Origin of the sequence: Enterobacter cloacae complex sp. R_G8, from assembly GCF_024599795.1 — a bacterium.
Taxonomy (GTDB): Bacteria; Pseudomonadota; Gammaproteobacteria; order Enterobacterales; family Enterobacteriaceae; genus Enterobacter; species Enterobacter dissolvens.
Genome location: NZ_CP102246.1, coordinates 812,277 through 826,438 on the forward strand (window position 1 = coordinate 812,277; position 14,162 = coordinate 826,438).

The 14,162-nt window shown below is 56.3% G+C and carries 14 protein-coding genes; 3 read left to right on the plus strand and 11 right to left on the minus strand.

Translation table 11 applies throughout. The annotated features are described in order from the left end of the window. Positions 1-3 precede the first annotated feature (3 nt). Positions 4-1,041: a permease gene (locus NQ842_RS03880; protein ID WP_248060425.1), complete on the plus strand. Its 1,038-nt coding sequence runs from the start codon at positions 4-6 to the stop codon at positions 1,039-1,041. Between the two features lie 51 nt (positions 1,042-1,092). Here the strand turns inward: NQ842_RS03880 and dolP are convergent, their stop codons facing one another. The 4 genes from dolP to NQ842_RS03900 are packed head-to-tail and all read right to left on the minus strand — an operon-like array spanning position 1,093 to position 4,802. Continuing rightward, positions 1,093-1,668: a division/outer membrane stress-associated lipid-binding lipoprotein gene (gene dolP, locus NQ842_RS03885; RefSeq protein ID WP_014833417.1), complete on the minus strand. Its 576-nt coding sequence runs from the start codon at positions 1,666-1,668 to the stop codon at positions 1,093-1,095. A gap of 9 nt (positions 1,669-1,677) precedes the next feature. Beyond that, a complete protein-coding gene (gene diaA / locus NQ842_RS03890) occupies positions 1,678-2,268 on the minus strand; it encodes a DnaA initiator-associating protein DiaA (protein WP_003861754.1) in 591 nt (196 codons plus the stop codon). Between the two features lie 21 nt (positions 2,269-2,289). Further along, on the minus strand, positions 2,290-2,685 hold the full coding sequence (locus NQ842_RS03895; RefSeq protein ID WP_047361217.1) for a YraN family protein: 396 nt from the start codon (positions 2,683-2,685) through the stop codon (positions 2,290-2,292). Further along, positions 2,643-4,802 (minus strand): penicillin-binding protein activator, encoded by a 2,160-nt coding sequence (locus tag NQ842_RS03900; protein WP_257256508.1) that lies wholly within the window; start codon positions 4,800-4,802, stop codon positions 2,643-2,645. The genes NQ842_RS03895 and NQ842_RS03900 overlap by 43 nt, the downstream gene beginning before the upstream one ends. 62 nt (positions 4,803-4,864) lie before the next feature. Here NQ842_RS03900 and rsmI point away from each other — a divergent pair, with 62 nt between their 5' ends. Further along, entirely contained in the window at positions 4,865-5,728 is an 864-nt protein-coding gene (gene rsmI / locus NQ842_RS03905) for a 16S rRNA (cytidine(1402)-2'-O)-methyltransferase (RefSeq protein ID WP_013098896.1), read from the plus strand. A 5-nt stretch (positions 5,729-5,733) separates the two neighbouring features. Continuing rightward, complete coding sequence (locus NQ842_RS03910) at positions 5,734-6,714, plus strand: Fic family protein (RefSeq protein ID WP_257256510.1); 981 nt, start codon at positions 5,734-5,736, stop codon at positions 6,712-6,714. Positions 6,715-6,734: 20 nt separating this feature from the next. On the opposite strand, the gene NQ842_RS03915 is transcribed toward NQ842_RS03910, so the two are convergent. The 7 genes from NQ842_RS03915 to agaW all read right to left on the minus strand — a co-directional run bounded on the left by NQ842_RS03915 (position 6,735) and on the right by agaW (position 14,153). Further along, on the minus strand, positions 6,735-8,624 hold the full coding sequence (locus tag NQ842_RS03915; RefSeq protein ID WP_257256901.1) for an enterotoxin: 1,890 nt from the start codon (positions 8,622-8,624) through the stop codon (positions 6,735-6,737). 20 nt (positions 8,625-8,644) lie between these two features. Further along, positions 8,645-9,517: a tagatose-bisphosphate aldolase subunit KbaY gene (kbaY, locus tag NQ842_RS03920; protein WP_014833411.1), complete on the minus strand. Its 873-nt coding sequence runs from the start codon at positions 9,515-9,517 to the stop codon at positions 8,645-8,647. Positions 9,518-9,529: 12 nt separating this feature from the next. Continuing rightward, positions 9,530-10,678, minus strand: coding sequence for an SIS domain-containing protein (locus NQ842_RS03925; RefSeq protein ID WP_046887346.1), 1,149 nt, complete (start codon positions 10,676-10,678; stop codon positions 9,530-9,532). 246 nt (positions 10,679-10,924) lie between these two features. Next, complete coding sequence (nagA, locus tag NQ842_RS03930; protein ID WP_257256511.1) at positions 10,925-12,058, minus strand: N-acetylglucosamine-6-phosphate deacetylase; 1,134 nt, start codon at positions 12,056-12,058, stop codon at positions 10,925-10,927. After that, positions 12,055-12,489: a PTS galactosamine/N-acetylgalactosamine transporter subunit IIA gene (gene agaF / locus NQ842_RS03935; protein WP_014833408.1), complete on the minus strand. Its 435-nt coding sequence runs from the start codon at positions 12,487-12,489 to the stop codon at positions 12,055-12,057. The genes nagA and agaF overlap by 4 nt, the downstream gene beginning before the upstream one ends. A 16-nt stretch (positions 12,490-12,505) precedes the next feature. Further along, the gene (gene agaE / locus NQ842_RS03940; RefSeq protein ID WP_013098890.1) at positions 12,506-13,384 is read right to left on the minus strand and encodes a PTS N-acetylgalactosamine transporter subunit IID; all 879 of its coding nucleotides are present in this window, start codon (positions 13,382-13,384) and stop codon (positions 12,506-12,508) included. Continuing rightward, complete coding sequence (gene agaW / locus NQ842_RS03945) at positions 13,374-14,153, minus strand: PTS N-acetylgalactosamine transporter subunit IIC (RefSeq protein WP_257256513.1); 780 nt, start codon at positions 14,151-14,153, stop codon at positions 13,374-13,376. Before agaW ends, agaE begins: the two co-directional genes overlap by 11 nt. Between the last annotated feature and the right edge of the window lie 9 nt (positions 14,154-14,162).

A 14,162-nucleotide genomic window follows, 5' to 3' on the forward strand; every position in this document is an offset into this window, starting at 1 on the left:
GCTATGACTGGTCAGTCTTCATCTCAGGCGGCAACACCTGTCCAATGGTGGAAGCCCGCACTCTTCTTTCTCGTGGTCATTATTGGCCTCTGGTATGTGAAATGGCAGCCGTACTACGGTAAAGCCTTCACTGCCGCCGAAACGCACAGCATCGGTAAATCTATTCTCGCCCAGGCTGATTCCAGCCCGCTTCGCGCAGCGTGGGATTATGCCATGGTCTATTTCCTTGCCGTCTGGAAAGCCGCCGTATTAGGTGTCATTCTGGGCTCGTTGATTCAGGTACTTATCCCGCGCCACTGGCTGGTAAAAACCCTGGGGCAGCCGCGCTTTCAGGGCACCCTGCTGGGGACCATTTTCTCCCTGCCGGGCATGATGTGTTCCTGCTGTGCCGCGCCTGTCGCTGCCGGTATGCGTCGCCAGCGAGTCTCAATGGGCGGCGCGCTGGCGTTCTGGATGGGCAACCCGCTGTTAAACCCGGCGACGCTGGTGTTTATGGGCTTTGTGCTGGGCTGGCATTTCGCGTTTATCCGCCTGGTGGCCGGGCTACTGACGGTGCTGGTGGTGGCAACGCTGGTGCAAAAATGGGTGAAAGAAACTGCCGTGGAACCTGCGTCTGTCGAGCTTGACGTGAGCGAGCCGCAGGGGAACTTCTTTGCGCGCTGGGGTAACGCGCTGTGGCAGCTCTTCTGGAGTACCATTCCTGTGTATATCCTGGCGGTGCTGGTGCTCGGGGCCGCACGCGTCTGGCTATTCCCGCATGCCGACGGCGCCATCGACAATACCCTTATGTGGGTCATTGCGATGGCCGTTGCCGGTTGTCTGTTTGTGATCCCAACGGCCGCAGAAATTCCGATTGTGCAGACCATGATGCTGGCCGGCATGGGAACGGCTCCGGCGCTGGCTCTGCTGATCACACTGCCTGCGATCAGCCTGCCGTCGCTTATCATGCTGCGTAAGTCATTCCCGGCGAAAGCGCTGTGGCTGACCGCGGGGCTGGTGGCGTTGAGCGGGGTAATTGTGGGAAGTATTGCGCTTCTGTGAAAAAAAAGCCCGGTAGCGCTGGCGCTTACCGGGCCTGGAGTCAGGTGTGGCTTACTTGATGTAAGTGAAGGCGGTGGTGACGTGTTTCACGCCACTCACCCGGCTGGCAATATCGGCCGCCGCTTTGCCTTCACGGTCGGTAACCAGACCCAGCAGGAACACTTCGCCGTTTTCGGTCGTCACTTTCACGTTGGATGATTTCACCTGGTCTGAACCCAGCAGCTGGGAACGGACTTTGGTGGTGATCCACGTATCATTGGAGGCGGTACCAAGGCTGATTGGCTGCCCCTGACGCACTTCGTTAAAGACTTCCGTGGTACCTTCTACGCCCATCGCGATCTGTTTTGCGCGGCTGGAGAGGTCAGTATTTGGCGCCTGGCCTGTCAGCAGCACTTTGCCCTGGTAAGCCGTCACGTTGATGCGCGCTTCTTTCTTAATTTGCTCGTCTTTCGACAGCGCACTGTTGACGCGCAGCTCCAGCGTGCCGTCATCTACCTGAGTACCGACGGTGCGTGGATCGGTCGCGGCTTTGGTGCCTACCGCGGCGGTACCCACAACAGCCGCAGCAATACATCCCTGAAGCAGTAATGCAGACATAAGGACTGCGAGGGTCGATAAAGCCTTCATGAGAACTCCTTAATCATCCTGGTGAGGGAAAAGCGTGTTATCGATCAAATCACATAAGCAGTTCACCGTGAGCATATGCATCTCCTGAATGCGTGCGCTACGGTGAGACGGAATGCGGATTTCCACATCCTGCGGCCCCAGCAGACCTGCCAGCTCGCCCCCGTCATAGCCGGTTAAGGCAACGATAGTCATATCGCGGGTGACGGCGGCTTCGACGGCTTTGACAATGTCACGGCTATTGCCGCGCGTGGAGATGGCCAGCAGCACATCACCCGCATGGCCCAGGGCACGCACCTGCTTTGCGTAAATCTCGTCATGCAGACGATCGTTAGCAATCGCTGTTAAGACCACATTATCGGTATTAAGTGCAATGGCAGGTAAACTGGGACGTTCTGTTTCAAAACGATTGATCATACTGGCAGCAAAATGCTGTGCGTTGGCGGCGGACGTACCATTGCCACAACAGAGGATTTTGTTGCCATTCAGCAAAGACTGCACCAGCGTCATTGCGGCGCGAGAGATCGCGTCAGGGAGGGCTTCTGCCGCGGCAATCTGAGTCTGGATGCTTTCTGTGAAGCACACTTTAATTCTTTCGAGCACGTTATCCCTTTTAAATCTTAATTATGCGTCTTCGCCAAAAGCGTTTTTCAGCCATTCGATCTCGTTTCCGGTGAAGGCTAACACATCGAACCGGCAATCCACAGTATCAAAACTCCCATTATGGCGGGCAAGCCACAAGTGGGCAGTCTGTAATAATTTATGTTGTTTGGCGAGCGTCACGCTGGCGGCAGCACCGCCAAAACGGGAAGACTGTCGGTAGCGTACTTCTACAAACACAATGACCTGACCCTCTTTCATGATCAGATCGATTTCGCCGCCACGTCCGCGAACGTTAGCGGCGATAAAGCGCAGTCCTTTGCCCTCAAGCCAGCGACGGGCTTTTAATTCCCATGCGTCGCCGGTCTCTTTACGGCTTAACTGGCCGGGACGATTTGCCCCTGCTGGTATTTGAGCCATGATAACTTCCTGTTAATCACGCAATCCTGAGTGGCCGTCAGATCGCCGGTATTGCCGTTAAGTTCAAAGCCCGGCACCTGACGCATTTGGGTAAAGTGGTTTGCCAGCGCCCAGGCATCGACACCCATTGCATACAGACGCGCCAGCGAGTAGTCGTTACGGACCGTACTCAGCGCCTGCTGCATCAGCGCCGGATTGCTGCCTGCCAGCATAGGAATCTCACTGTACTGCAGACCGTCCATCTCCAGACGGAAATCCGGGCCCGCGGTCCCTTGCGCGCTGCGCGAGCTGGCGTAGAGCGTGGCGCCGCTCTGGCTGCCGTTACGCATGGCGATCATCGGTTTGATGAAGGCAATCTCCTGCGGCGTGGCGACGATATAGGCCGCATCCACTTTGCCGCTACCGCCGATTTGCGCATCGGTTGGCGGGGCCGGGATGGTCAGACCGCCAATCGTCACGCTCTGCTGCTGTGGCAGGCTGGCACTCACCGGGCTGCCGTTAAGCGCAATACCCGCGCCGCCGTTAACGCCCGCACGCAGTTCAGAGACGGAACCGAATTTCTGCTGCAGCACGATGCCGCCGCCCAGCTTCTGCCACTCTTCGGCAAAGGCGTTGGCGACGCGATCGCCCAGCGTACTGCGAGGGATCAGCAGCAGCGGAGACTGTTTCCCCTGCTCGTGAATATGACGCGCCGCATCGCGGGCTTCATCTTCCGGAGAGAGGGCGAAATAGCAGATATTGGCGCGGTTCTGAACCTGTTCAGGCTGGTTGAGCGCCAGCACGTTCAGCGCAGTGTTGCTCTTCATCAGCTCTTCCACGTTGTTTTTCAGCAGCGGGCCGACAACGATGCTGGCACCGTCCTGCTGAACCTGCGCCAGTACCTGATCGAGCGGCTGAGAGCTGGTGTCGTAGATCTTCAATTCAGCGCCAGGGTTAGCGCTGGTGGTGGCTACGGCCTGTGGCTGAGTGGCGGGCTGAGCGGCAGGTTGTGCTGCGGGCTCAGTGCTCTGCGGTTGAGGCTGCTCCGCTGTCGCAGACTCTGTTGCCGGTGCGGATTGTGTCTCTACCGGAGCCGGAGTCGCAGGTGCTGCGGCCGCAGGTGTGGTCGGTGCTGTCACCGGGTTCTGCATCGTCCCCTGCGGCGGCGTTTGTGCTGTGGTCAGGTCGCTGGTTTCCGCAGCGGAAGGGCTAACAACGTCGTTCACGTTTGCCGCCTGAGCTGCCTGTGCCGGAACCGCGCTACCGGTAACGGGCGTGGTACCGTTCTTCGCCGCTTCAAAACCTTGTTGAATGGTGCGGCCAAATACCGCCGCCTGGCCGTTCAACGGCAGAAGCAGGGCGATTTTGCTGGTGGAGGCAGGCTTAAAGTTCTGCACGTTCACCAGCTGTGTCGGCAGCATTTTCGCGCCCGGGTTTTGTGGGTAGCGCGTTTGCCAGTCGGTAATACCGGCTTTCAGCATGTTTGGATCGCTGCGGTTGTTAAACCACATCTGTTGCAGATCCAGCCACCCCTGCAACACGTTTTCATCAGCATTGATGACCAGCGCCTGCGCCTGTTCCTGGGTCATTGAGGCGAGCGCCTGCCAGGTGGCATCAATATTTTTCTGCTTGTCCGCACCGCCGAGCAGCGGCTCCTGGGCGATCAGCGCCCGCAGCAGCGTCAGGGAAGGACGTCCCTGCTCAGCGGTGATACCCGCCTGCCAGAAACGGGCCTGCTGATTTTTATCCAGCGCGCTTACGTCGATGTCGCCAAGGATCTTTTTCGCGGCGGCATAATCTTTCAGCGCGACTTTCAGCTCGGCAGAGAGCAGGCTCTGCTCAAGACGCTGGGCATCGTTAAGCTCGTGCGGAAGCTGGTTGAACAGTTCGGCGGCCTGCTGGGTTTTGCCCTCTTTCAGCAGTGCACGAATGGCGAGTAATTGCCAGTTGATCCTGGTATCATTTGAGCTTTGCGACATTTGTTGCAGATAAAAGCCAGAATCAGCCTGAGCGGATCCCTGCAGATGGGCCGTGCTCTGGTCAGGTGCCTGGGTGCCACAGCCCGCAAAGATCAGGGCTGCCAGCAGAAGCGGCACGCTGCGCGTGGCTTTTTTTCGAAGAAACGTTAACGGTACCATACTGTATCCAGTGATTTTTTTTACGCAATGCTCAATATTAAATCGGCAATACGGACGAAACAATGAAACAACACGAAACGGCAGAGAATTCTCAAGGCCAGCTTTATATTGTACCTACTCCTATCGGGAATTTGTCTGATATTACCCAACGTGCGCTGACCGTATTGCAAGCTGTTGATTTAATTGCTGCTGAAGATACCCGGCATACCGGTTTATTGCTGCAACACTTTGCGATTAACGCTCGTCTCTTCGCCCTGCACGATCATAATGAGCAGCAAAAAGCAGAAACGCTGGTGGCGAAGCTCAAAGAGGGGCAGAACATTGCGCTGGTCTCTGACGCCGGTACGCCGCTGATTAACGATCCGGGCTACCATCTGGTGCGTACCTGCCGTGAAGCGGGGATCCGGGTGGTCCCTCTGCCGGGACCGTGTGCTGCGATTGCTGCATTGAGCGCTGCGGGCCTGCCGTCCGATCGTTTCTGCTATGAAGGTTTCCTGCCCGCCAAATCCAAAGGCCGCCGTGACGTGTTAAAAGAGCTGGAAGCTGAACCGCGTACGCTGATTTTCTACGAATCCACGCATCGCCTGCTGGAAAGCCTGGAAGATATGGTGACCGTCTGGGGAGAGAGCCGCTACGTGGTGTTGGCGCGCGAGCTGACCAAAACCTGGGAAACCATTCACGGCGCGCCGGTCGGCGAACTGCTGGCGTGGGTAAAAGAGGACGAAAACCGTCGCAAGGGCGAGATGGTGCTGATTGTCGAAGGGCATAAAGCGGAGGAGGACGCACTGCCTGCCGATGCGCTACGTACTCTGGCACTGCTACAGGCTGAATTGCCGCTTAAGAAAGCGGCGGCACTGGCGGCGGAAATCCACGGCGTGAAGAAGAATGCGCTCTATAAATATGCGCTGGAGCAGCAGGGGGAGTAAGTGATATGAGCCGCTACCAGCCTCCTTTCACGATCACACCATCGATTCTCAATCAGGTTGTTGAGATTGGTGAGCTATTAGGGCACTGGGCGGCGCATTCAGGAAGAACCTCTCCGTTACTGCGTAAAGAGAACCGAATCCGCACCATCCAGGCTTCTCTGGCCATTGAACATAACTCTCTGACGACCGGACAAGTAACGGCAATCATGGAGGGTAAACGCGTGCTCGCACCTGAAAAAGATATTCAGGAAGTGCGTAACGCGATTCTGGCTTATGAGAGATTGCCTGAATGGAAGCCCTGGACGCTCAAAGACTTACTCAGTGCACACCGGTTATTAATGCTTGGTCTGGTTGATAACCCTGGCAAGCTCCGAATGGGGGACGTAGGCGTATATCGCGGGAATCAGTTGGTCCATATGGCTCCACCCGCTTCCCAAATTAACCGGTTTATTGCTGATCTGCTTGTCTGGTTAAAAGAAACCGAACTCCATCCACTGATTACCAGCTCAGTCTTCCATTACGAATTTGAATTCATCCATGCATTTTCTGATGGGAATGGTCGTATGGGGCGGCTGTGGCAAACGTTGATTTTGAGTCAGTGGCGCTCAGAGCTTGCCTGGCTGCCAGTTGAGACACTGATTCATTTTCAGCAGGATCGCTATTATCAGATTTTGGGAGAATGTGACCGGGCGAGTGATTGCACCGCATTTATAGAGTTTATGCTCCAGAATATGGCTGAAGCGTTGCGGGAGGGCATAGGGGCACCTTCTGTTATGTCGGAAAAAATGTCGGAAGAGATGTCGGAAAAGGAAACGACTATTCTTGAGCTTCTTACCGTTCAACCGCAGATGTCCGCAGCGATGTTAGCATCCATGCTAGGTGTCACTTCCCGCACTGTGGAACGCTATCTCAGCGCCTTGCAAACAAAAGGGAAACTAAAGCGCCTGGGAGCCAGGAAAGGAGGAAGCTGGCAGGTCATGCCTTAACCTGCTCAGCCGAGCACGTTTTATTTTTCTGGCATCGCCTCAAACACCAGCGTTTCCAGCGGTTTGAGGGTAATCACCACCGCGTTTTTATACTCTGCCGGTATCGTGGCGTTACTGCCATAGACCGCTTTCAGGCTAAACGGCGTCGCATCTCCGGTCGGGATTTCGAAATCTTTCGTCAAATCCAGATAATAGCTTTGCGGCTTATCCGACGGGTTTCGTAAACCAAAAATGGCTTTGTCTTGATTCCACGACGCCCAGCCGTAGATCTCAAGCGCCGTTGGGTCTCCGCCAATCCAGTGGGTATCCACCAGCACGCTGGCGTTATCCCGGGACCATTTGGCAGCCTGCGCCAGGGTATCCCACTTCGCCTTGTTGAGCATTGAAGGGGTGATATACAGCTCCTGCAACTGGGTGCCGGTGGCGAAGTAGCTCCAGACCTGGTCAGCAAAATCACTGTCCGTTTGCACCTTCTCCAGACCGTAATACGCATTCTCCGCGCTGACGATCCCGTGATACATCAGGGAGTTCAGCGGGAACAGCGGACCTTTACGCACAATAGAGCGATACGTCTCCGCATCGCGATAGGTCATCCACTGCTGAACCGGCGTGCCGGGGCCGTACAGGTTGATATCGTCACCCTGACGCCAGATGGAATCAGCGTAGAACAGCCAGGATGGGCTGGCATTGGTACCGGTCGTCAGGTTGATAAACAGATTCGGATTGGCGCTGCGCATGTTATGCAGCAGTGCAATAGAGGCGTCAAAATCCGAGGCGAACGGGCTGCCTTTGATGTGCGAGTTGGCGTTGCCCATGCCGTCCAGTTTAAACGAGGTAATGTGCTCGTTTTTTATCAGCTTAACGATCTGCTCATTAAAGTTCTTAAAATAGTTCGGGCCTGACAGCGCCAGCTTCCCGTCTACCGTTTCGAAACCGTACTCTTTTGCATGCGAGACGCGCGTATCGCGCGGTTTGTTATATCCGCCCCATGGCGAGAGCCACAGGCCAACAGAGCTGTGCAGGCTGTCTGCTTTCTCCCGTACCTTGCCAAAACCTTTGCTGAAAGCCGGGCCGAACAGCCAGCGCCCGGTAAGGTCATCCCAGCCATCGTCAAGCAGGAAAGCATCCAGCGCGACACCCCGCCCGGCAATAAACTCCTTGTTCCATTCGTCCATCCGCCCCAGCACATCCTGCTCGGAGTACGGGGTAAAGAAGCCGATGTCCATCCAGCTGTTGTAGTGTAAGTAAGGTTTATACGGACGCGGACGCACGGCATCGATAAACTGGTTTACGCTACGGCGCAGTTGGCTGGTCTCCGGGAAGGTACCGAAGTAGGTGGTGTAGCTGACCGGGGTTGCCGGCTGAATGGGGGTTTTCAGCTCCACGTTGAGGTTGGTCGTCGCTTCATAGGCGTACGTGTTAACGATGGGTTTATCCGGCAGGATAAAGAACGAGTCTGCAATAATCGGCGAGCTGTTAATTGCCCCATCTACGTAAGGTGCCTGAGCCTGCTTTTTGGTCGGGAAGAAGGTGATTTTCGCCACATCCCGAGGCTGCCCGACGGCGGCGATGGTGTAGTCGATGCTGGCGTATTTGCCCTTCACCAGGTTCAGCTTCACCGTCACGTTAAAGTCAGGATGGGTGAAGTCGACGACAATACCACTGTCCTGTTTTTCGACATGTTTGACCTTAAAATCCGTCGTGTGAATTTTAGTCTCGTCCGGCAGCGTCAGAAAGAACAGTTCCTGCGGCGTCAGCGGATGATTAGCCCTGGTGTCCTTCACCACGACCGTCGAGTTCGCGTCATCAAATGACAGGGCAATGTTGTCGTTATTAAGGGTGTAATTCGCTGCTATCGCGCTATGGGAAACACCCAGGGCAAGCATGGATAGGGGGAGGATTTTTTTCATCAGGGTAAGATCCTTTTTCATCAGGCTTCTGCCGGAAGCAGCAAGCGGTTTGCCGAGCCACACACGGTAATCTTGCTTCTGACCACCTCTTTCATGGCATCCATTCCGACCCGCATATAAAAACGCGGATCGTTACCCTGTGGGTTTTCAGCAAACCAGGCTTTCACTGCGTCAGAGAAGGCGATTTTCAGCTCGGTCGCCACGTTGACTTTGCACACACCCAGCGCGATGGTGCGACGTACATCCTCATCCGGCACATCGCTCGCACCGTGCAGCACCAGCGGCACGGTGACCACTTCACGGATTTCGGCCAGGCGCTGGAAGTCAATTTTAGGGCGTTTGGTATACAGGCCATGTGCGGTGCCGATGGCGACGGCGAGGCTATCGACGCCGGTCAGTTCGACAAAGCGTTTCGCTTCCTGCGGGTCGGTGAGAAATGCACTCTCCGCGTCGACGCTCATGTCATCTTCCACGCCGCCCAGACGGCCCAGCTCAGCCTCGACGCTACAGTCGTTGAGGTGACAGAAATCGACTACCGATTTCACCAGCTTCACGTTTTGTTCAAACGGATAGTGGCTGCCGTCGATCATCGCGCTACGCACGCCAGCGGTAACCTTGCGACGAATATCGTCGAGGGATTCGTGATGATCGAGATGCAGCGCCAGCGGCATGTCGTAGGTTAATGAATATGCGCTGCACAGGGCGTAGATCTCTTCCAGGGCAATATGTTTGAACGTGCCCGGCGTGCCTGCGAGGATCACTGGCGATCGCATCTCGCTACACACTTCGAGGATCGCCTGGATCGTCTCTGCGTTGTGGATGTTAAACGCCGGTACGGCGTAGCCTTTTGCCTGTGCGTCCTGCAGAAGATATTTCGTTGAGATAATGCTCATGATGCGATCCTCTTAAGCCTGCCACGGATGAATAACAACGCCCTGTACCACGCGGTTGACCGTGCCGCTGGCGGATGGCGTATCGGGTGTATTGCCCACGCTGAGGGACTGGGACAGTGCAAAGACCTGGGCGTACATCAGGAAGCAGAACGCCTGTTCCATATCAATAAACGGGCGTGAAGGCGGCAGCAGGATGTGCGGGCCCGCTTCAATCACCGGATCGTTTTCAGCGGCGATGGCGACAACGCGCAGGGCCTGGCGATCGCGACGCAATTCCGCCAGAAGATCCAGATCGTACTGACGCGTATACGGATGGCTGGAGATAAACACCACCACCAGCGTTTCGTTATCTACCAGCGACTTAGGCCCGTGACGGAACCCCGTTGGGGAATCGTAGAATGCCGCCAGCTTGCCCGCGGTCAGTTCCAGTACCTTCAGCGCCGATTCCCGCGCCGCCCCCTGCAGGCCACCGCTTCCCAGGTAGACGATCCGTTTCCAGGGCTCGTTACCAAATACGCCATGGCGGAAATCACCAAGTGAGGTGAGGATCGCCTGACAGCGATCGGCCACGTCGCGGAAGGTGTTGCTGTTGATCGTCTCTGGCGCGAATACGGCCAGGCAGCTTGCCATCATGGTGGTGATACTGCTGGTCATCGCGAAACCGCGATCGTGCGTTTCGGCAGGCATCAGCAGGGCACAGGCGTTATCACTGTCGATAGCGCTCTGATACAGGTTTCCCGCCTCGTTACAGGTGATCGACAGATGGTAGCACTCCGGCACGAACTGATTAGCCAGCTCAACGGCGGCGACGCTTTCAGGGCTGTTACCGGAACGGGCAAATGAGATCAGCAGCAGCGGATGTGCAGGGCTGAAGTAATCCATCGGGTTCGTGACCAGATCGGTTGTCGGTACGGCGGAGATGTTTTTCCCGGTGTGGCTCGCAAGCCATGGCGCAATGATATCGCCTATAAACGCGGACGTGCCTGCGCCGGTCAGTACGATCCGCAGATCGTGCTTACGCAGCAGTGGCGTCAGGAAACTGTCAATCGAGGAACGCAAATTATCGATGTTGTGGAGCGAGCGGATCCAGCTGGCAGGCTGCTGGCGGATCTCTTCTTCGGTCCAGGTGCCGGTTGTGGCGGTGGGAGTGATCTGTGGCATAACTCAGTCCTTAGTCGTGTGAATTCCACATCAGACGCTGGCAAATGTGTCGCTATCTTTCGTTTCGTTTCACTTGTTCACTTAAGCAGTTAAATAAAATCTATAGAAAAGAAATCGAAAGTTCAACGAAAGAAAAGAAATAAAACGAAAAGTGTGATCGCGAAAGGAAAGGGTAAAATTAAGGAAAGGAAAAGAAAGGCCTTACGGTTTGACGCCATAAAGCCAAAAGGAGACACAATAAAAGGGCTAAAGAGGGAGAGCCTGGCCCTGAATCCAGATCTGCTGAAGGTGTAAACCGTCATCCAGCGCAATAATATTGGCGCGTTTCCCTGGCGTTAAGGAGCCAAGCTGATGATCACTGCCCAGCAGGCGGGCAGGATGCAGCGAAGCCATATGAATGGCCTCTTCTGCTGTCACACCCGCATGTTCCACCATATGCCTGACGGCGGCATCCAGCGACAGCGTGCTTCCCGCCAGCCCGCCAGAGGCGGTTTTTACCACGCCGTGGTGCATTGTGACCTCTTCGCCACAGAGCATATACCGCCCGTCCGGCATACCTGCCGCCTGCATGGCATCGGTAATCAGCACCACGCGATCCTTCGCACAGCAGCTGCATACACGCATGGCGCCCGGATGAACATGATGACCGTCGGCAATAAGCTCCAGCCACGCCCGTTTGTCCGTCAGCCCGGCACCGACCATACCCGGCGCTCTGTGATGCAGCCCCGTCATACCGTTAAAGCAGTGCACCAGCCCGTCTGCACCGGCGTCAAAGGCGGCAAGGGTTTGCTCGTACGTGGCGCCACTGTGGCCCAGCATCACACGGATACCCCGCTGCTTCAGGTGGCGAATGGCCTGTAGCGCGCCGGGTTTTTCCGGTGCCAGTGCCACCACCTTCAGCGTGTTGTGTGATACCGCAATCAACGCGTCCAGCTCGGCGATATCCAGTTCCCGAAACAGCGCGGGTGGATGCGCCCCTTTGTTCTGCGGGGTAAAGTACGGGCCCTCCAGATAGCTGCCCAGAATCTGCGCGCCAGGGCCGCCTGACTGACAGCGTCGGGCGATCCGCGTGAGTGCGCCGTGAATCGCCTCCAGCGGCGCGGTGACCGTCGTGGGCAAAAATGCCCCGACGCCTTCACGTGCTTTATGGAGAGCCAAAACATCCAGCGCATCGGGGGCGTCATCCATCACATCCACACCCATGCCACCATGAACGTGAATATCAATGAATGCCGGGCAAAGCTTATCGGCATCGCGGGCGTGAACGCCTGCGGGGATGGGTTCAATCGCTGCGATAATGCCGTCCTCAAAACGAAGCTGGTGGTCATCCAGCCAGCCTTGTTCGGTCAGCACCTGTCGCGCGCGCAGCAGTTGGCTCATATTCCTTCCTCTGCGGGCGCTTCCTCGCGACAGCGGCCAAGCTCATCTACCAGGCTCGTCAGACCGCGGTGGCCACACTCCAGCGCCTGCAGACGAAACGCTTCGCTGGTTAATCCATCGCGCTCCAGCACCATTTCCAGCAGCAATTGCAGGTTGGTACCGGTGATCACTTCGCTGCCCGGTCTTTTCATGGCGAGCATAGAAGCAACGCGAAACGGGGTCCCGCCCAGCAGATCGGTAAGGAACACTATATCGTGCCGGGCGTCGAGCTCGCTCACCGCCTGCTCAAGCTGCGCGGTCAGCCGCGCGGTGGTGGAAGTTTCAGGAAAATCGATGGCGATAAACTGCGGCTGCTCGCCCAGGATCTGCTTCATAGCCTGCTCAAGCCCGCTGGCAAAACCGCCGTGACCCGTCAAAATAATGCCTAACATCGCAACCTCTTTGCGTTTACAGGAAGTGACAGAATTTACCGACAACACCCAACACCACGGTGATACCAATCAGCCGCAGCGGGCTCCAGCCACGACGCACCAGCCAGAACATGGTCAGGGTGTAGACCAGCGGCAGAAACGCGGGCATCAGCTTATCGATAACGTCAGCCTGCAGTTTGACGACCGCATCCCCGGCTTTGATTTCGAGCGTGGTATTGAGACGAACATAGGTTGCCACCAGCGCACCGATCACCGTCATCCCGACAATGGAAGCCGCATGGCCGACCTTTTTAGTATTGGCTTTGATCAACGGAATGGCTGCGACGCCCATCCGGTAAGCGTAATGCGCCAGGCCAAAGCGCAGGCCGAGATGCACAACGTTAAACAGCACGATAAACACCACCGCACCCAGAATCGAACCTTGCAGCGCCAGGCTGGCGCCGATACCGCCGCAGATCGGCAACAGAGTCAGCCAGAACATGGCGTCACCAATGCCGCCAAGCGGCGCACCGACGGCAATTTTGGTGCTCTGAATACTGTTTACATCCTGTTTGGAGCGTTCCATCGCCAGAATAATGCCGATAACAAAGGTCACCAGGAACGGGTGGGTATTAAAGAACCCCATATGGCCTTTCATGGCGCGTGCCAGATCGCGCTTGTTGGTATGGATCTTTTTCAACGCAGGCAGTAACCCGTAAAGCCAGCCGGAGGCCTGCATACGTTCATAGTTGAATGAGGCCTGCAGCAGCATAGAACGCCAGGCGACGCGGTTGATGTCCTTTTTCGTCAGTTCTGCACCGATGCTCTGGTCTTCGTAGACGTTTTCATTGACGCCGGTCAGCAGCGTCTCTTCGCTTTCAGACACGCCCGGTAATGTTGTGTGATTAGATGCCATCTTCTAATTCCTCTTTCTGGGCCGCTGGTGCCGCCGGTTCAGGTGATTTACGCATCAGGTCTATCAAAGCCATGGCCAGCGCGGCAGCGGCAATCGCCAGCACCGGAAGCTTGAGCCAGGCCGCGGCGACAAAACCGATAATGAAGTAGGGGATGTAGACGTTTTTCATCATGATTTTGAGCAGCACGGCAAAGCCAATGGCAGGCATGATGCCGCCTGCGACGCCAAGGCCGTCAATCAGACGCGCCGGCAGAACATCAATGGCGGTTTTCGCGTGTTCCGCACCAAAGTAAATGGGCAGAAACGCGCACAAGAAATAGAAGAGGCCGAGTGCCAGCAGAGCCAGATAGTTAACCCGTTCAATGCCGTTAGTATCTGCATTAGCCGCCATGCGATCGCAGCGGGACATCACACCGGACATTACCGAGAAGAGGAAGGTAATTCCCATCTGTACCGCGACGGCAAACGGCACGGCGACCCCAACGGCGACATCCGGTTTCACGCCTGTGGTGATGGCAAACGTGGTCCCGACGATGGTGCCGATAATGACGTTTGGCGGCTGTGCGCCCGCGAGCGGTGCCAGACCCATCCAGACCAGCTCTAACGTCCCGCCGGTTAAAATCCCGGTGTGCAGATCGCCAAGGATCAGGCCAACCAGCGGCCCAAGTACGACCGGACGGTGCATGTGTGTTAAGCCATTAAACATATCCAGACCCGCGATAAAGGCGAGAAGCCCCAGCGCGAAAGCCTGCAACAGACTGATTTCCATTGTGAATCC

Excerpts from the sequence above, each read along its gene's own strand:
- NQ842_RS03880 (WP_248060425.1), top strand. The coding sequence starts at position 4 with ATGACTGGTCAGTCTTCATCTCAGGCGGCAACACCTGTCCAATGGTGG.
- dolP (WP_014833417.1), bottom strand. The coding sequence starts at position 1,668 with ATGAAGGCTTTATCGACCCTCGCAGTCCTTATGTCTGCATTACTGCTT.
- NQ842_RS03895 (WP_047361217.1), bottom strand. The coding sequence starts at position 2,685 with ATGGCTCAAATACCAGCAGGGGCAAATCGTCCCGGCCAGTTAAGCCGT.
- NQ842_RS03900 (WP_257256508.1), bottom strand. The coding sequence starts at position 4,802 with ATGGTACCGTTAACGTTTCTTCGAAAAAAAGCCACGCGCAGCGTGCCG.
- rsmI (WP_013098896.1), top strand. The coding sequence starts at position 4,865 with ATGAAACAACACGAAACGGCAGAGAATTCTCAAGGCCAGCTTTATATT.
- NQ842_RS03910 (WP_257256510.1), top strand. The coding sequence starts at position 5,734 with ATGAGCCGCTACCAGCCTCCTTTCACGATCACACCATCGATTCTCAAT.
- NQ842_RS03915 (WP_257256901.1), bottom strand. The coding sequence starts at position 8,624 with ATGAAAAAAATCCTCCCCCTATCCATGCTTGCCCTGGGTGTTTCCCAT.
- kbaY (WP_014833411.1), bottom strand. The coding sequence starts at position 9,517 with ATGAGCATTATCTCAACGAAATATCTTCTGCAGGACGCACAGGCAAAA.
- NQ842_RS03925 (WP_046887346.1), bottom strand. The coding sequence starts at position 10,678 with ATGCCACAGATCACTCCCACCGCCACAACCGGCACCTGGACCGAAGAA.
- nagA (WP_257256511.1), bottom strand. The coding sequence starts at position 12,058 with ATGAGCCAACTGCTGCGCGCGCGACAGGTGCTGACCGAACAAGGCTGG.
- agaF (WP_014833408.1), bottom strand. The coding sequence starts at position 12,489 with ATGTTAGGCATTATTTTGACGGGTCACGGCGGTTTTGCCAGCGGGCTT.
- agaE (WP_013098890.1), bottom strand. The coding sequence starts at position 13,384 with ATGGCATCTAATCACACAACATTACCGGGCGTGTCTGAAAGCGAAGAG.
- agaW (WP_257256513.1), bottom strand. The coding sequence starts at position 14,153 with ATGGAAATCAGTCTGTTGCAGGCTTTCGCGCTGGGGCTTCTCGCCTTT.